General features: G+C 33.7%; 15 protein-coding genes and 1 pseudogene. 5 read left to right on the top strand and 11 right to left on the bottom strand.

Translation table 11 applies throughout. From position 1 onward, the window contains the following. Positions 1-514: 514 nt before the first annotated feature. From BM305_RS07965 to BM305_RS19625, 3 genes and pseudogenes are all read right to left on the bottom strand, one after another. Positions 515-823, bottom strand: a pseudogene (locus BM305_RS07965) (ABC transporter permease); the annotation flags it as partial. A 61-nt stretch (positions 824-884) separates the two neighbouring features. Beyond that, a complete protein-coding gene (locus BM305_RS07960) occupies positions 885-1307 on the bottom strand; it encodes a hypothetical protein (protein WP_092560166.1) in 423 nt (140 codons plus the stop codon). A gap of 116 nt (positions 1308-1423) precedes the next feature. Continuing rightward, positions 1424-1555, bottom strand: a complete 132-nt coding sequence (locus BM305_RS19625; protein ID WP_272481952.1) for a hypothetical protein — start codon at positions 1553-1555, stop codon at positions 1424-1426. 138 nt (positions 1556-1693) lie between these two features. On the opposite strand from BM305_RS19625, the gene BM305_RS07955 reads away from it, so the two are divergent. Both BM305_RS07955 and BM305_RS07950 read left to right on the top strand, forming a co-directional pair. Beyond that, a complete protein-coding gene (locus BM305_RS07955; protein ID WP_092560165.1) occupies positions 1694-3247 on the top strand; it encodes a hypothetical protein in 1554 nt (517 codons plus the stop codon). A gap of 82 nt (positions 3248-3329) precedes the next feature. Continuing rightward, on the top strand, positions 3330-4664 hold the full coding sequence (locus BM305_RS07950; protein ID WP_092560164.1) for a recombinase family protein: 1335 nt from the start codon (positions 3330-3332) through the stop codon (positions 4662-4664). Between the two features lie 4 nt (positions 4665-4668). Here BM305_RS07950 and BM305_RS07945 read toward each other — a convergent pair whose 3' ends face one another. From BM305_RS07945 to BM305_RS07925, 5 genes are all read right to left on the bottom strand, one after another. Further along, positions 4669-5175 (bottom strand): ABC transporter permease, encoded by a 507-nt coding sequence (locus BM305_RS07945; RefSeq protein WP_092560163.1) that lies wholly within the window; start codon positions 5173-5175, stop codon positions 4669-4671. Then, complete coding sequence (locus BM305_RS07940; protein WP_092560162.1) at positions 5159-5959, bottom strand: ABC transporter ATP-binding protein; 801 nt, start codon at positions 5957-5959, stop codon at positions 5159-5161. Before BM305_RS07940 ends, BM305_RS07945 begins: the two co-directional genes overlap by 17 nt. A 66-nt stretch (positions 5960-6025) precedes the next feature. Next, complete coding sequence (locus BM305_RS07935) at positions 6026-6862, bottom strand: DegV family protein (RefSeq protein WP_092560161.1); 837 nt, start codon at positions 6860-6862, stop codon at positions 6026-6028. 168 nt (positions 6863-7030) lie between these two features. Next, positions 7031-9103, bottom strand: a complete 2073-nt coding sequence (gene htpG / locus BM305_RS07930) for a molecular chaperone HtpG (protein ID WP_092560160.1) — start codon at positions 9101-9103, stop codon at positions 7031-7033. Between the two features lie 141 nt (positions 9104-9244). Next, on the bottom strand, positions 9245-9742 hold the full coding sequence (locus BM305_RS07925) for a DUF5721 family protein (protein WP_092560159.1): 498 nt from the start codon (positions 9740-9742) through the stop codon (positions 9245-9247). Positions 9743-9857: 115 nt separating this feature from the next. On the opposite strand from BM305_RS07925, the gene BM305_RS07920 reads away from it, so the two are divergent. After that, positions 9858-11150 (top strand): M18 family aminopeptidase, encoded by a 1293-nt coding sequence (locus tag BM305_RS07920; RefSeq protein ID WP_092560158.1) that lies wholly within the window; start codon positions 9858-9860, stop codon positions 11148-11150. A gap of 51 nt (positions 11151-11201) precedes the next feature. Here the strand turns inward: BM305_RS07920 and BM305_RS07915 are convergent, their stop codons facing one another. Together BM305_RS07915 and BM305_RS07910 are read right to left on the bottom strand one after the other, a co-directional pair. Next, a complete protein-coding gene (locus BM305_RS07915; RefSeq protein ID WP_092560157.1) occupies positions 11202-13112 on the bottom strand; it encodes an alpha-amylase family glycosyl hydrolase in 1911 nt (636 codons plus the stop codon). A 17-nt stretch (positions 13113-13129) separates the two neighbouring features. Beyond that, entirely contained in the window at positions 13130-14923 is a 1794-nt protein-coding gene (locus BM305_RS07910) for an ABC-F family ATP-binding cassette domain-containing protein (RefSeq protein WP_092560156.1), read from the bottom strand. 205 nt (positions 14924-15128) lie between these two features. Between BM305_RS07910 and BM305_RS07905 the strand changes: the two genes are divergently transcribed. After that, entirely contained in the window at positions 15129-16760 is a 1632-nt protein-coding gene (locus BM305_RS07905) for an ABC-F family ATP-binding cassette domain-containing protein (protein ID WP_092560155.1), read from the top strand. Between the two features lie 30 nt (positions 16761-16790). Here the strand turns inward: BM305_RS07905 and BM305_RS07900 are convergent, their stop codons facing one another. Next, positions 16791-17393, bottom strand: coding sequence for a zinc dependent phospholipase C family protein (locus BM305_RS07900; protein WP_092560154.1), 603 nt, complete (start codon positions 17391-17393; stop codon positions 16791-16793). A gap of 210 nt (positions 17394-17603) precedes the next feature. Here BM305_RS07900 and BM305_RS07895 point away from each other — a divergent pair, with 210 nt between their 5' ends. Then, on the top strand, positions 17604-18905 hold the full coding sequence (locus BM305_RS07895) for an HlyC/CorC family transporter (RefSeq protein WP_092560153.1): 1302 nt from the start codon (positions 17604-17606) through the stop codon (positions 18903-18905). The last annotated feature ends 14 nt before the right edge of the window (positions 18906-18919 follow it).

Here is an 18919-nt window from a genome sequence, read left to right as displayed (position 1 = left end):
TTCCTTTTCATAACTAATTTAAGCCAGAGCTGCGCGACTCTGGCTTAGGAAAAAAGGTAATATGTGCATTTTGTTGCTTTATAAGCAACAAAAAAAGGACAACCAAACATATTCTGATTATCCTTTTTTTATTGCTTATAAAATATTGATTGAGGGATACTGAAATTAAAACATTAAATTATTAGTCTGTTTTCTTTTTACTTAATACTAATAAAAATAAATTAATTACATATCCAATAGCTATAGTATATAAATAATTAAGTACTGTTATATAACCTAAAATATAAATTATTACGGATAAAGCAATTAATATTTTCTTAATTCGGATATACTGAGTACTTTGTTCATTTGCTTTATTTATCCTAATAATTAAAATAATAAAAGTAACGGCAAATATTATATGCCACACCAAATTCATTATACATCCCTCACCCTATAATATTTATTATTTGACCTGATTCATTTTACTTGCATATTGGCCAGGGGTTATGCTAAAATGTAGACTACAAAGCAATTAAATGACATTTCTGTACTGAATCTGTATGTAGTCACAACTAAATACCTGTGATCCATATATAATTAAATATCCCAGCCCCGCTTTTGCAGCCAGAAACTCACCAATAATTACACCAACTAACGATAATCCAATGTTTACTTTCATTACACTTATAATAGTAAGAATATTTCCTGGCAATACAACCCGAAATAATACATCTTTTTTCGTACCACCTAGAGTATAAATAAGCTTTAATTTATCTTCTTCCGTTGATTTAAAATCAGTATATAATGTAATTATGGTACCGAATACTGCAACCGAGATTGTAAAAAAAGTACCATAGTGATTATTGAGTAATAAAACTATCTTGCTAAAGTAACTTTCCATTCTATCTATATGTACCGCAATCTTTGCAAAAAGAATTTGCTTTTCTGTTTACCGTGCCACACTTCTTACATTTCCATGTATCGACATCAAGCATATTGGTTTCATCCCCATTATTTAAACTTAAAAGATCCAACTGAGAGTTTGATAAATTGGGATTTGACCTGTTAATATTTCTCTCCATATTTACTTGTATATCATAAGCCCTTTCATTTAAGTCAATAAGAAAGTCAATTATAATACTGAGACTATAAAAAACAATGCACCCCAAAAAAGTTAAAAATAGTGACTGAACAAAAATAATGACTCCTCCAGTTCCATATGTTCCCCATGTGCTAGCATTTACAAAACTTCCAATCAAACCCATAACCCCTATAATTATGGTAATTATTTTGCAGATAACACTTACTATTACTCCATTTTTCATATTTCACATCCCCTTAAAAATAATATCCCTATGTCCTTCTACTATTTTCCAGTTAGCTAGCGTGCATTTATTATAACATTGCATTATAATATAAGCAACTTTAAACTAAAATACCATTATACTGTTTTATTTGAAGCTCCGCAAATAGTTACTTTTATTTTCTCAGCTAAAGTTCTTTCTTGTAAAATCTGCTGAATTACTATTACTATCTTATTTGGATCAGGTTTCTTGTTTAATTTATTAGTCATAATATCACCTCCAGATATTCTATGACCTAGCCTTGTACTTGTTTCTCTTTTTTATTATAAAATCGCATATAACTTGTTGTCTCCCATTGTAAATTAATATATAATTTAGATAAATAGTTATAGAAAGGGGCTTTAATTTTGAATGAATTTGTAACGGAAGAAAAAAAAGAGTTTCAGCCTGGTCAGGAAACTGCTACTATCAACAGCACCTCCCACCCCCAAGGTGATTTTTTATTTTCAAATAAGTTTAATAAGCCAAATCAAAAAAATATGTTTGCTGATATTTTTGAAAATGACACATTTTATCCAAACAGCCCGGAAGACATTATTCAATGTAAGGTTCAAATCGGCAAACCTCAGAAGCCTGCTAAAGGCAAGAAGCCTGCTAAAGGCAAGAAGCCTGCCACTGAAATTTCTTTACATGAGGTTACTAGTATAGATGAGCTTGCCTTAAATGATTATGAGCATTCTTATGCCGTAACTCATATAATTCAGAATTGGATCGACTCTGATGAAGTAAAGACTTTTGAATCAAAAGAACAGCTAATTCAAGCTGCGATAGCATTTAGCGATAAACTAACCCTTTCAGAAGAGGAAGGGGAAAACAATCAAAATGATGGTGAATTTTTAGACATCATAGAAAAACAAAATAAAGCAGACGATCCAGACGAATCATCCGATTCTGACGAGGCAGAGGAAGCATTTGATTCTGAAGAATTCTTCGGAAACTTTGAAGATAAGAAAGAAGGACAATTACTTATTCGTATTAACAGTCTATATCCACTTCAAGAACTCAGGAATAAAGATTATATGTATACATCTGAAAATCGTTATAAACTAGACTGTATCGTAGCTTGTTATCACAAACTCAATGATGATATCACTAAACTTTTATTTTGTATTGACGATCTTGGTATCGATGTAATTAAAGAAAATGATGCTGATAGCCTTGCTCACATTAAGGTTATTAAACATCTAGATATTCTTAACCTTAAAGTTCTGAAAATGCAAGCTTTAAATGATTTAAATACACTTACTGATTCTGACTTAATGCAGATAAACATCAACTTCAATAATATTAAAAGCTGGATGTTTCACACCCAAAACTTGCTGAATTTGATTAGTTACGGACTTACTCTTCAACAATGCCTTACGATTACAGATCAGATGTTTACAAATTGTTCTCTTTCCCCTGCACATATTGAGCATTTACAGTCGACACTTGGTGGATATGAAGAAATACAGGCAACATTGCAATTAATAGTAAATCATTCAATTTCTTGGCCTACTGTTGTATCCTTATTGCCACAGCTTACCCAAGCCGCTGGCCCTAACAATTATGAAACTATTTTCACAGCAAATGCATTAAATGTAATAGATATAAATACCGCATTTTCCGAGTGGATTAGGACTTTGTCAGTTCAAATACAAAATAATCCTAATATTATCATTACAAAGGGCCAGACTCAAGATATTAGCTCCGAAAAAATGAAAACATTTGAAAATGAAATAACAGTAACTTTACATCCCAATGTCTATACATTTTATATCCACACCCATCCAGACGCTACTGATGATGGCAGTGTAGATAGTCCATTGTCATCAAAAAAACACCTTAAGCCACAAAAATTTAGTGTCATCCGTCTGCCTTATAAATCTATTCCAGAATCGCTAAAGCAGATACTCAACTAATAGCTTAGAATCTCAACTTATTGATACATAAAATTCATACATACGTTATAAATATAGTAATAAAACCTTCGTGAGGACTTCTATGCAGAAAGTTGCTCTATATATTCGTGTCTCCACCGAAGAACAAAAAGTACATGGCTTATCACTAGAAGCACAGAAGGACGCCTTAATAGACTATGCGGCGAAACATCACATGTGTATAGTAGGCACCTATGTAGACGCAGGAGTAACTGCCAGAAAAAGATTAGGTCATCGTAAAGAGCTGAACCGGCTTCTATCCGATGTAGAAAAGGGATGTATTGATCTTATTATTTTTACTAAGTTAGATCGTTGGTTTCGTAATATTGCGGACTACTATAAAGTTCAGGAAGTACTTGAACGAAATCAGGTAAATTGGAAAACTATTTTCGAAAGCTATGACACCTCTACTGCCAATGGAAGACTACACATTAATATTATGCTTTCCATTGCTCAGGACGAAGCCGACAGAACGTCCGAACGTATTAAAGCAGTATTTGAAAGCAAGCGAGCCCGTGGGGAGACACCTGCCTCTATGGCTCCCCTTGGGTATAAAATTATAAATTCTAAACTGCTGGTAAATGATGAAACAAAGCAGGTTGCAATTGATATTTTTCATTATTATGATATGCACCATTCCATCGCCGGATGTCAGCGTATGGCAAGAGAATTACATGGCTGTAATATTTACGAGTACACCATCCGGCGTATGTTTGATAACACAATCTATATTGGTGAATTTAAAGGAATCTCCGGATTTAATGAGCCTCTTATTTCCCACCAACAGTTTGAACGAATTAAAAAATATAGAGAAGTGCGCGTATTTAAAAATCAATTAGCAGCAGGAAGAGTCTATTTATTTTCTACTCTTCTTCAATGCAAGGAATGTGGTCATACCCTATCCGCTATGTATAACATAAATCATAATCAGTATGGTGACAAAGAATTTCATTACTATCGTTGCAATCAAGCTGTGTCCACTAAAAAATGTCCTCACATAAAAAGAATGAATGAACAAAAGCTGGAACAAGTGTTACTAGAAAAACTAATCCAAGATTTGAATAAGCAAATGTTTCATATAGAAAGTTTCCACTGTGAAAAGAAAAACCGTCTTAATACAACAAAGTTAGTCAATCGTTTAGAAAAGTTAAAGGAACTATATCTTGATAACTTAATTGATAAGGATTCCTACCGGATAGAATATGAATCCATAACAAAACAGCTTCAAAAATCTTGTATCACTCATTCTGTTAATAGCATACAAAAAGAATTTTCAGACAGCAATTTCATTGACTTATATAATAACTTTAATCCTGAAGAGAAGAAAACCTTCTGGCTTGGAATCGTTGACAAAATTATAGTAGATAAACATCTCAATATTGAAGTTCATTTCCTCTAACAGTTCATAATGGTACTTTTTTAACAAAGGCAACCGAGATTGCCGCAATTATAATTGTTTTCATATTATTTCCAAGCCATACTATGAAAACAGGCGCCAGTGCAGATTTAGGAAGACTGTTAAGAACCACAAGATATGGTTCCAGTATTTTAGAAATATTTTCATTCCACCAAAGTAAAACAGCAACGAGAATTCCAATTAGATTGACAAGAGCAAAACTCAAAAAGGTTTCAAACAATGTAATTCCCATGTGGTAAAATAATCTTCCGTCTTTAGCCATCTCCAAAACAGCTTCCATAACTCTGCCTGGACTGCTGAAAACAAAAGGATCCACAATTTTTACACGGGTACAAATTTCCCATACCCCAACAAAAACAACAAAAATAGCAACTTGATAGAATCGGATTTTTTTCATTCTATTTAAATATTCTTGAACATATTGACGCTGCTCCAGAGACATTGCTGTATCCGCAGCAGCCAATCTCAATTTTCGTTTAGACAAGGTTCGCATTTTGATTTAGCTCCTTCCATATCATGTTGAAGTAGTCTTTAAATTCTGGCGCACTTCTTGCCTTGAATGGGGTTCGCTCTCCCTCTATGGTCAGATTCACATTAATCTCTTTTTTAACCCTTCCAGGGCGTTCGGTCAAAATAATAATTCTGTCTGCCATACTAATGGCCTCTGAAATATCATGGGTAATCAAAATAGCTGTCTTTTTTTCCTTTCGGATAATTCCCCATATGTCATCTGATACTTCCAGTCTGGTTTGATAATCTAGTGCTGAAAATGGTTCATCCAACAGTAAAATATCAGGTTCAAGCAATAAAGTCCGAATTAAGGCTACTCTTTGTCGCATCCCTCCCGATAGCTCTGACGGTTTTGCATCCTTAAATGTAATCAGTCCGTAGGTTTCCAGCATTTCATTGATTAAAATATAACTTGACTCTGTCAGTTTATGCTGAATTTCCAAACCTAATGTAAGATTTTTAAATGTGCTCCGCCATTCTAAAAGGTGATCTTTTTGAAGCATATAACCAATATTTTTTCCTGATACTTTAGTCTCTTTTCCATTTATAAGAATTGATCCGCTACTTGGTTTTATTAATCCCGCTATCAATGACAATAGAGTAGATTTTCCACAGCCGCTGGGTCCTACAACTGCAATAAATTCTCCATCATTAACAGAGCAATTAATATTTTCTAACGCAAGAGTTTCTGCGGTCAAATTATGATAGGAATAACTTAACTCATTGATCGAAAGTAATTCTCCCACTGCACTTCCTCCATTTTCCATACAAGGTACAAAACCTTTACTAGTTATACCACATTATATGACAGAAAATGCTATGGGTTACCGATTTTAATAGCAAACTATGATTCCACCATCATTAGCATAAAGACTGCTGATTCCTGCTGTATCTACAATAACAACATCTTTGAAGGAAACTCTTTTCAATATTTCATCCTTTACAAACAATGCTCTCTCATAATTATTGCAGTGTGCAATCGCCAAAACTTTATTTTTAGCATTTACAGCATTTTTCTCAATAATATCAGCCATTTTAACAAGAGCCTTATTCATGCCTCTGGCCTGATCTGCTTTATCAATTTCACCAGTTTTTGTTCCCACCATAATTGGTTTTATATTTAATGCATTTACAATTAGTGCCTTAATCCCTGACAACCTCCCGTTCTTTCTTAAAGTTTCTAGAGATTCCAACACAAATAATGTTTCCATTTCATCCCGGAACTGATTCGCCATTCGGACTATTTCACTAAAACTCAGCTTTGTTTCTGCTAATTCTTGTATTTTCATTGCAATCAATGTCTGACCGACAGATGCTGAGCGAGAATCAATTATTTCAATATTTTTTGAAGGATTTTCTTCTAAGTACAAATTTTTAGCTAATACTGCACTATTATAAGAACCACTAAGCTGAGAAGATAATGTTACAACAAAAATATCTTCTTCTCCATGAAATAATTTCATATAGTCTTCTGGTGAAGGACATGCTGAACTGGGACAATTAGGGCTCGCGGCCATTCTTTCTAAAAAATCTTTTTGATTAAATGTTTCATCATCGATAATCGTATAACCATCAATTGTAATGGATAGTGGTACTAAGCAAAAATGCTCATTTTCTTTTAGCTTTTCTGGTAAATCTGTACAACTATCTCCTATAATTTTATATGACATTATAAATCCTCCATTTAACCTCTACGTGATGTGGTTTTTATTACCACATAATATTAACACAAAAACCTCTTTTGGTCAACGTTATACCACATAAAAATAGAAAAGGAACAGTGTTATTATTTCCTGTTCCCTTTGTTCTTATTTATAAAATTTCCGTCTATACAAAAACTATTCTACAATTAACGACATTATCTCATTACTTCTTGCAATAAAATTAGTCATTGCTTCTGCACTTAGCTGCTTATGACTTAGCATTGCCAGATCATACAGCTGTTGACAGATAATACTTACATGTTCACTTTCTTTATTATCTAACAAATGCTTAACCAGTTTATTATTTGAATTGAGAATTAAAGTTTCTCCGCCTCCAAACATGCCAGCATCCATTCCACCCATTGAATACATTTTCATCATATCCTGCATTCTCCGGCTCTCCTCAGAAAGCGTAATCATAGAAGAAATAGCTTCATTTTTCAGTTTTTCTACTTTTACTTCAAGTTTATCATTATCCAAAGCTTTTTTAAACATTTCCGACAACGTCTCAGTCTCTGCTTTTATTGCATCCTCATCAATTGCTTCATCTTTAAAAGAATCTGTCAAGTCAGAATCAATTCTTTGGAATTTAACAGATGTCTTTTTCTGCTCAAAGTGTGTAATAAAAGGCTGATCAATATTGTGTGTCAGAATAAACGCATCTAAACCTTCTTGTTTGAACATATTAATATACTGGCTTTGCTGCTGCACATCTGTAACATAATAAACAATATCTGGATTCTCTTCTGGCTTATCTTCTGAATCTTCACCTTCCACTACAACCGCTTCTGCATCAGACTCCTCTTTTTCAGCAGCATCTGTACCTTTTACAGCAGTAATATAATCTGAAATTGTCAAATACTTGTCATCTAAGTTTTTAAAAATAATAGCTTCTTCCATCTTTTCACTAAACTTTTCATCTTTCAAACAGCCGTACTTTATAAATGGATTGATATCATCCCAGTATTTTTCATAGTTTTCCCGATCTACCTTAAACATGCCAGATAATTTATCTGCCACCTTTTTCGTAATATAATCAGAGATTTTCTTAACAAAGCCATCATTTTGTAAAGCACTTCTTGATACATTTAGTGGTAAATCTGGACAATCAATAACACCCTTTAGCAACATTAAAAACTCAGGAATTACTTCTTTTATGTTGTCTGCAATAAACACTTGGTTATTATATAATTTAATTACACCTTCCAAATTATCATACTCTGTATTTAACTTTGGAAAATATAAAATACCCTTCAGATTAAATGGATAATCCATATTCAGATGAATCCAAAATAATGGTTCCTTCCAATCATGGAACACTTTTCTGTAAAATCCCTTATAGTCTTCATCTGTACATTCATTTGGATGCTTAGCCCATAATGGATTGGTATCATTGATAGAAACAGGACGTTTGTGGATTTTTGCCTTTTCCTTACGTGGTGAAACCTCAACTACCTCTTTCTCACCGCTTTCATTTTCACGTTCTTCTGTTTTTGGTTCTTCCACAATTCTTTCAACCACAACATCTTCTTCCGTTACTTCAGCAGCATCAATTGTTTCAAATTCCTGCTCTTGATTTGCCTTTTCAAAATAAATAGCAACTGGCATGAAAGAACAATATTTTTCCAAAATTTCTTTAACACGGTATTCGTTAGAGAACTCATAGCTGTCCTCATTTAAATAAAGAGTTATTTCCGTTCCCCATTCCGCTTTAGCACCTGCTGTCATTGAAAATTCTGTTCCACCATCAGATTCCCACAAAACTGCTTCTGCTCCATCCTGATAAGATAGAGTATTGATTGTCACCTTATCAGCAACCATAAATGCAGAATAAAAACCCAATCCAAAATGTCCAATTATCTGGTCTTCATTTGTCTTATCTTTATATTTTTGCAAAAAATCGGAAGCTCCTGAAAAAGCAATCTGATTAATATATTCTTTTACTTCGTCAGCTGTCATTCCTATTCCGTTATCAATAAACTTTAAGGTTTTATCCTCCGCATTAGCAATCACCTTAATCTGACTCTTGTAATCATCTGGAATAGTTACTTCACCCATCATATCCAATTTCTTTAGCTTCGTAATAGCATCACATCCATTTGATACCAACTCACGAATAAAAATATCATGATCAGAATATAACCACTTTTTTATGATAGGGAAAATATTTTCTGAATTAATTGACAAACTTCCATTTTCTTGAATCATTGTACACACTCCTTTTTCTGTTTTATTATATTTGTCTTTATGTAGACATCTTATTTTTATTATTTGTATTCTTATAATAATACGTAATTTGGAAAAAGTCAAGCAAAAATTAGCACTCAATTAGAGTGAGTGCTAATAATTTTATGTTAATTCTTCATAAGCTATTTCATAATATTTCAAATATTTTTTTAAATCTGAATCCCATTGATTTTGCCATATCCGATTCATGGTAAAAATAGTATATCCCACACCTGTTGTAATAAGAATTTCATCTTTTTCATATTTCATATTTAAAAAGAATTGAGATACTTCATTTTCACTTTGTCCAGATACTCTATGAATCAGTTTTTTCTTATTTTCTGTATTTAGCATTAAAACCAGCTTAAAAAAAGCCGGCCTTTTATTCCCCTTAATCATCTCATAAATAATAGATTTCAGTTCTCCCCATCTCATATACTCTTCCGTCCCTATTATTTCCTTTTCGTCTGCATTAAACCATTCTTCATTCACCTTCCCATTTATCTGAAACAAATTGCACGTCATGATTTCTGCTTCCGATAACAGAAAATTATCAAATACAGACTGAACCAATAACTTTGTCATAAATGATTTTACATCAATAATTTTTATTAAGAGCATATATCCCTCCAGATTTTCTTCGCTAAAATTGACAAAACAGCTTTACTATTTTAAAATTATAGCATATGTCTAATAAAATAAAAATACACATTATCATATAGAAAGAAGGTCTTTTATGAACCATATTACCAGTGATTTAATAGATTTTATCGCCTGTGCAACTTCTCCCTATCATGTAGTAAAAAAATGCAAAGAAATGCTGATTGACGAAGGTTTTCAAGAACTTCCCTTTACCAGTCCATGGACATTGGAAAAAGGAAAAAGCTACGTTACTACGCCATATGACAGCACATTGTTTGCATTTACTCTAGGGGATGAGCTTTTAAATTGCCCTCATCTCCGCCTGGCTACAGCACATACCGATCACCCCTGTTTTCGCATTAAACCAAAAGCAGAGCTTTCAGAACATAGCTATCTCCAGATTAATACAGAAGCATACGGCGGTCTCATTTTAAATACATGGCTTGATCGGCCTCTTTCTGTCGCAGGAAAAATCTGCTTAAAAAGCGATTCTATTTATGCGCCTAAAGTAGTTTTCTTTGATGCTAAGCGGCCTCTTCTTACTATACCAAATCTTGCCATTCACATAAATCGTGAAGTGAATAAAGGAATCGAATTAAATAAACAGACCGATATGCGCCCTGTTTTGGGTTTACTAAATGAAACTTTGAACAAAGATAATTTTTTTCTGAATTTTCTTGCACAAGAATTGCAGATATCACCTGAAGATATTTTGACTTTTGACTTAACCATATATAATGCAGAACATCCTTGTCTAATTGGTTTGCAAGAAGATTTTCTTTCATCCCCCCGTTTAGATAATCTGACATCTGCACTGGCATGTGTAAAAGGTCTTTTAGCAGATACAAATAGAAATAATATCAATATGATTGCCCTCTTTGATAACGAAGAAATTGGAAGCAGAACAAAACAAGGTGCAGATTCCTCACTGACAAATATATTGCTAGATAAAATTTTTACATGTCTAAATTTGGAGAAAAGCATACTATATAACACATTAATAGACAGGAGCCTAATTCTTTCCGTTGACGTAGCTCATTGCCTTCATCCAAATTACCTTAGCAAAAATGATCCTTCAAACTTCACTGAATTAGGAAAAGGTGTCGTTTTAAAACTTGACAGCAATCAAAAATATGCTTTTGATCCAGAAGCACTCTCAATTGTAGAGCAGCTCTGTCAGACAAATAAAATTACATACCAAAAATTTGTAAATCGCTCTGACGCTACAAGTGGCAGTACTCTTGGCTCTATTATTTCTTCCTGGCTCCCTGTAAAAACGGTAGATTTAGGACTCCCACTCCTTGCCATGCACTCTGCCCGTGAGTTAATGGGAACATCTGATCAAGAAGATTTGGAAAAACTAATTGAATGCTTTTTTAATTGCTAGAGAAAAGATATTTTGGGAGTGGTCTTGTCACCATTCCCCTCTTCTTTTCTATCACTCATGACAACTGAAAACAACAATTGTTCTTGCCTTTACTTCGTAGCTTTTTTCTGTTATTTCTATTTCTTCATCTTGCTTTTCCTCTGGCTCTGACGTATCCATCAGCACTTTCCAAGTCAATTGTTTTAATGGTTTGGGAAGATTAAACAAATGAGCCTCCCAGTGCATATTAAATGCAATATAAAAATCGCTGTCACAATGCTTCCTGTCAATCTTCGCATACTGTCCACAAAGTAGAACCCCTAGTTCTCTGCTGTAATTAGAACAGTCTAAATACCATGCCCTTGTTCCATGAAACGAAATATCAGGACATCCACACGAAATGTAATCCATCATCCTAAGTTCTGAAGGCATGTGAAGGATCCTGTGTTCTTTTCTAATCCGTATCAGCATTTTTACATACTCTAAAATCCAACTGCTTGTTTTTATGCCACTCCAGTTTAACCATGAAATTTCATTGTCCTGACAATATGGATTATTATTACCATCCTGAGAATTACCAAATTCATCCCCAGCCATAATTAATGGTGTCCCCTGACTAAAAAACAGCATAAGCAAAGCATTTTTTATCTGTCTCCGTCTTAATTCCAATACACTTTTTTTTCTTGTCTTTCCTTCCACACCACAATTCCAGCTATGATTATACTCCGTACCATCCCTTCCATTTTCACCATTTTTATCATTATGCTTCACATCATAAGAAACCATATCCATTAAAGTAAAGCTATTTGTATTTGAAATATAATTCACCACACCAAACATACCAGGATTTCGCTTTATCCGATCTGAAAATCTGGCAACCTGCTCTTCATCCCCCTTTAAATATTTTCTTGCATCTATCATAAATCCATCATTATATTCACATAGGTTTCGAAATGCTGGCTCTTTATATTCCTTATAAATATCTGCTGCATCCCAAGAACCAGTAAACAATTTTATATTCCCCAACACAGGATCGGTAGCTAAAAGTTTTTGTGGAATGGCCTCCTGATTCAGCACAAATCCATCTATTCCATATTGGTAAACCCAGTAATGCAAACAATCTACAATTAAACACTGATTGACATCTGCTGCAAAGTGCATATCCATATAAACTTCTATTCCATTTGCATGTAACTTTAAAATCATTTCCATAAATTCATCGCATGCATATAAAGGTTCTGCACAATAAGATGCCTTTGGTGCAAAGTAACAGGCTTTATCCGTATAACCCCAGTAATTTATCTTCATACTTCCATCATTTTCATTCACATATTCCCTTGGCAAGCTTCTTGAAATAGAAGAAGATATACCAAACACATTACATTGCGTTGTTTGAATTATCTCATCAAAATCATAACAAGGCATAAGTTCTACTGCATTTATTCCCAATTCTTTCAAATATGGTATTTTCTCCACAACTCCGCAAAAGGTTCCGTTTTGCTTTACCCTGGACGAAGGGTCTTTCGTAAAACCTCTTATATGAAGCTTATAAATAATCAGTTCTTCAAAAGGTATTTGTAAAAAATCATTCATCCATATTTGATTTTTGCTAGAGACAATTTTGCTTCTAACCTGGAAAACCTCATCCATTGGTATTACTTTTCCCCACTCACTTCGTCCTGTAAGCAATTTAGTATATGGATCTAAATAGTAGCGATTCCCCACTTCATACAAATACTCATATTCTTCAATATTTGGCAATTTTATTACAATGGAAAATATTGTGCCTCTTTTCCATGTTTTATCCATAGTAAATGACTGAACAGGTTTCTCTCCTCCCTTACGATACAAATGAAGTATACAATTGTCATGGTCAGGAATTGAAACAGAAAACTGAACATATGAGTCCTGTCTTACATATGCTCCAAGTGGCAATCCTGTTCCTTTTTCTGCCCTATCAAAATCTTTTCTTCCTACTTTCAAATAAGCCACCATCCTAACTAACGGTTGTTTTTTGACAAATCCATTTGTTCCTTTAAATCATTTAAATAAACCCAACGCTCCATTTTCTCTTCTAATTGCCCAGAAATATCTTCTTTCTGCTTCATCAGTTCTTGCAGCTTCATATAGCTGTTAGAATTATTTACAATTTCCTTTTCAAGTTCAGCCAATTGATTTTCCAGCTTTTCAATCACATCGTCTATTTCATCAAATTCTCTTTGCTCATGATAACTAAATTTTGTTTTTTCCTGCTTTGGTTTCTTTGCTGTTGTCTCCTTCTTTACAGGTTTTGTAAATGTGCTGTTTTCTTCTGCAACCGCTTCCTTATAATCGGAAAAACCTCCTTCATACTGACGTATTTCCCCATCACCCATAAATGCCAGTATACGTTCTGCTATTCTATCAAGAAAATACCTGTCGTGAGATACCGTAATCACAATTCCTTCAAAGTGATCTAAATAATCTTCTAAAATCGTAAGAGTCTGTATATCCAAATCATTGGTAGGCTCATCCAATATCAGCACATTAGGAGACTCCATTAAAATTTTGAGCAGATACAGTCTCCTTCTCTCTCCACCAGAAAGCTTTGCAATTAGAGAATACTGCATATCGGCAGTGAATAAAAATCTCTCAAGCATCTGTGAAGCGCTGATTCTTCCTGTAGTAGTCTCAATATATTCAGCAACCTCTCTAATAGAATCAATTACTTTGCTGTTTTGATCCATATATTCATTTTCTTGAGAGAAATACCCAATTTTTACAGTTTGTCCTATTTCTACTATTCCACAATCTGGTTCAATTATTCCATTAATTATTTTTAAAAGCGTAGTTTTTCCAAATCCATTATGGCCAACAATGCCTAACCGTTCCCCCTTTACCATGGTATACGTAAAATGTTCGATTAATTTTTTATCACCATATGCCTTTGAAATGTCATTTAGAACAATTGTTTTTCTTCCCAACCTCGATGCAACGGAATTCATCTCAACTGTCTTTTCCTCTGTTGGTCTTTCTCTGTCTCTAAGTTCCTCAAACCTCTGAATATGCGCCTTTTGTTTTGTAGACCGCGCCCTTGCACCACGCATCATCCACTCCAGATCCTTACGATATATGCTTTCTTTTTTTCTGTCCGATGCCTGTTCCATTTCCTCTCGTTCTGTCTTTAGTTTTAGGAAATCAGTGTAATTCCCCTCATATTTGTACAAATTCCCTTTATCAATCTCTAGTATTTTATTTGTTACCTTATCCAAAAAATATCGATCATGGGTAACCATCAACAAGGCACCTTGAAATTTTGTCAAATACTCTTCTAGCCATTCGGTCATTTCATTATCTAAATGATTTGTCGGTTCATCTAATATCAAAATATCTGCTGGATTTAATAAGGTCCGGACAAGTGCTGCCCTCTTTTTCTGTCCTCCAGACAATGTTCCTGCTAATATATCTGGTTCTGTAATTCCCAGTTTTATCAGCATAGCTGCTGCCTGTCCTTCCAGATTCCAATGCTCATTATCACTCTTTAAATTGGCAGTTACATTATCCAAAATACTTTTGGTGTCATCAAATTCTGGTGTCTGAGGTAAGTATTGTATTTTGACTGTACTTCCCTTTGTCACATTTCCTTCATCGGGTTCTTCTAATCCCGCCATCATTTTAAGCAATGTCGATTTCCCCGTGCCGTTAATGCCAATAATACCAATTTTTTCGCCTTCATTAAGGCCAAAAGAAACTCTATTAAATAATAACCGTTCTGTATAACTTTTACTTACTTTCTCAAGTGTTAATAAATTCATATCTGCAAAAAACTCCTCTAATTAAACATCTGCCTATCATTATACTATGAAAATAATTGCAATACAAGTTATAAAGCTTCTGTCACACAAAACTTAAAATTCAAAAAAGACTTGCAAAATATTGATTTTACTGTAAAATAGGGAGTGATATGTATTAAATCTGATTCGAAAAATAGAAGAGCATTTTATAAAGTGAGGTATAACTATGATACAAGCAAGTAATGTTACATTACGATTAGGAAAAAAAGCCCTTTTTGAAGATGTAAATATAAAATTTACGGAAGGAAATTGTTATGGACTGATTGGAGCTAATGGTGCAGGAAAATCAACTTTTTTGAAGATTCTTTCAGGTGAATTAGAGCCTACAAATGGCGATATCATTATTACTCCAGGTCAACGTCTTTCCTTTTTAAAACAGGATCACTTTAAATATGATGATTTTATCGTACTTGATACAGTTATTATGGGAAATCAACGTCTTTATGACATTATGAAAGAAAAAGATATTATCTATGCAAAGGAAGACTTTACAGAAGAAGATGGTATCCGTGCAAGTGAGCTGGAAGGTGAGTTTGCAACTCTTAATGGCTGGGAAGCTGAAGCTGACGCAGCAACCCTTCTTAATGGCCTTGGAATTGAATCTGATATCCACTATACTAAAATGTCTGATCTTACTGGTTCTCAGAAGGTTAAAGTATTATTGGCACAGGCATTGTTTGGAAACCCTGATATTCTGCTATTAGATGAGCCTACCAACCACTTGGATCTTGATGCTATCCGCTGGCTCGAAGAATTTTTAATTAACTTTGATAATACGGTAATTGTAGTTTCCCATGACCGTTATTTTCTAAACAAAGTATGTACACATATTGCTGATATTGATTATGCAAAAATTCAATTGTATTCTGGTAATTATGACTTCTGGTATGAATCCAGCCAGTTAATGATAAAACAAATGAAAGAAGCGAATAAAAAGAAAGAAGAAAAGATGAAAGAACTTCAAGAATTTATTCAACGCTTTAGTGCCAATGCTTCTAAGTCCAAGCAGGCAACTTCGAGAAAAAAAGCTTTGGAAAAAATTGAGCTGGATGACATACGTCCTTCCAGCCGTAAATATCCATACATTGACTTCCGTCCAACTCGTGAAATTGGAAATGAAGTTTTGACTGTGACAAATCTCTCTAAAACCATTGATGGTGTGAAAGTCCTTGACAATCTTTCTTTCATTATCGGTCATGATGATAAAGCCGCATTTGTAGGAAGTAATACATTTGCCACAACAACATTATTCAGAATACTATCTGGAGAATTAGAACCTGACGAAGGAGAATATAAATGGGGAATTACAACATCTCAGGCGTATTTTCCAAAAGATAATACAAAAGATTTCTCTGGTGACGAAATTATTGTTGATTGGTTAATGCCATTCTCGGCTGAAAAGGATGTTACTTATGTTAGAGGTTTCCTGGGACGAATGTTGTTTGCAGGCGAAGACGGTGTTAAGAAAGTAAATGTTCTTTCTGGTGGTGAAAAAGTTCGTGTAATGCTCTCTAAAATGATGATTATGGGTTCTAATGTATTAATTATGGATGAACCTACTAACCATCTGGATATGGAATCAATTACTGCACTTAACAATGCACTGATTAAATTCCCTGGTGTTGTTCTATTTACCTCACAGGATCATCAGTTCATTCAGACAATTGCAAACCGTATTATGGAACTTACTCCTGGCGGATTAATTGATAAAATTACTACGTATGATGAATATCTTGAAAGTGATGAATTAGCTCGTAAAAGACAAGTCTTAAGTTTTCAGGCAGAAGAAGATAATTAAATGTATGAAAGATAAAAGGATGTCCCAGCCTTACCCCTGGGAACATCCTTTTGTATATAATTGCTTTTCATGTAAACTGTACTCTAAAAATTGTAATATGGCATCGACTACTTTATGTGAAAGTTCAACAATATAGTGACAATCAATTCCTACTTCCTTTATTGCCTTTAAATATTCAGCATGCATGGTCCAGATATAGGCAAGTAGTTCATCAACAGAATGAAAAATTCGCATTTTTTCCCTGATTCTCTGAGCTGTATCACTATTAACATATTCTTTTAATGCATGTTTCAAATGTTTCTCATAAATACAATGTTCTTTTATACTTCCTGAAAAGATTTCATTGTGGGGAAAAGTAAAATAATCAGCAACATAATGTGTTATAACACCTAAGTGCCTGCAATAATAACTTCCAGCACCCTTCTCAACTTTGTAATTTTCTGTTATTTTACATATTTCATCACGCAAAACCGCAAACGTCTCCTCAATAGAATGTCTCCTGGTAATAAATGATGGTACACAGTCTGGCAATATACTTCCTACATAGAAAGCTTTCTTATGCTTTTGTAGTGCTTCCATACCTGCACTATTTAATAAATACTTTGCTAAAGATATATGTGACTTCTTTCTCATGAATTCTCCTCCAGCTGTATATTCTATTTCTATTATACCAAAATGAAAATCATTTTCAATAGTAATAATTGCCTTTCTAAAAATAGTACTTTGTTTTTAAAAATATATTGTATGTTAATATTTCTCTTGACAAGCCTATTGAAAATATTGTAAAATGTGGAGTACATTGGCCTTATTAAATTTATTGATATTAGAAATGGAGATGATATTTTGGACCCTAGTGACGTCACGCAGCTGATAATCCTTATAGTATTGCTATTACTTTCTGCCTTTTTTTCCTCTGCCGAAACAGCATTAACTACCGTTAATAAAATTCGCATTCGAAGTTTAGTGGAAAAAAATGTGAAAGGCGCAAAAACGGTAAGTAATTTAATTGAAGATCCAACAAAATTATTAAGTGCAATCTTAATTGGAAATAATATAGTTAATATATCTGCATCTTCAATTGCCACTACCTTTGCCATCAGCTTGTGTAAAAATTTTGGTTTGGCAGAAAACGCCAGCCTTGGAGTCGGAATCTCAACTGGAGTACTAACCATTTTAATACTGATTTTTGGTGAAATAACGCCTAAATCAGTTGCCACCATTTATGCAGAAAAATTGTCCCTTTCATATAGTGCAATTATTTACTTGATAACTCAAATACTTACTCCTTTTATATTTATAATTAATAAACTGTCCCTTGCTATTTTACTATTACTTCGTATTGACCCAAACTATAGAGGACATGTTATTACAGAAAACGAATTACGTACTATTGTGAACGTAAGCCATGAAGAAGGAGTTCTTGAAAGTGAAGAACGCAAAATGATAACGAATGTTGTTGATTTTGGAGATTCAATTGCAAAGGACGTTATGGTTCCCAGAATTGATATGGAATTTGTTGATATCAATTATAGTTACAGTGAGCTTGTTGAAGTGTTTTCAAAAGATAAATTTTCAAGAATGCCTGTTTATGAGGGTTCCCGCGATAATGTGGTTGGTATCATTAATTTAAAAGATGTATTTTTTTATCAAGGTTCAACTGAAAATTTTAATATGAGAGAACTATTACGCGAACCATACTTTACTTATGAATTTAAGAAGACCCCTGAACTTCTGATTGAACTTCGAAAAGCATCTCGTTCTATCGCAATTGTATTAGACGAATATGGTGCTACAGCAGGTTTAATTACTTTAGAAGATCTTTTAGAAGAGATCGTAGGAGAAATTCGAGATGAATATGACTCTGATGAAGAAGACTCTATTCAGAAGATTGGTGAAAATGAATATCTTGTTAATGGATCTACCAAATTATTTGATATAAATGAAATATTAGAGCTTTCTCTTGAATCTGATGACTATGATTCAATTGCAGGTCATATTATAAATTTGCTGGATCATCTTCCTGAGGAGGGTGAGACTGTAACAGATAATAATGTTGTGTACACTGTCCGCTCTGTTGACAAAAATCGAATAGACAAGATACATATTCTGATTTTGCCAAAAGAAGATGATGTAGAAGACAATTAACCAAGTGATAATCT

Origin of the sequence: Anaeromicropila populeti (genome assembly GCF_900112775.1) — a bacterium.
Classification (GTDB): Bacteria; Bacillota; Clostridia; order Lachnospirales; family Lachnospiraceae; genus Anaeromicropila_A; species Anaeromicropila_A populeti.
Note: the sequence above shows the minus strand (reverse complement) of the source record. Positions and strands in the feature narration are given on the sequence as shown.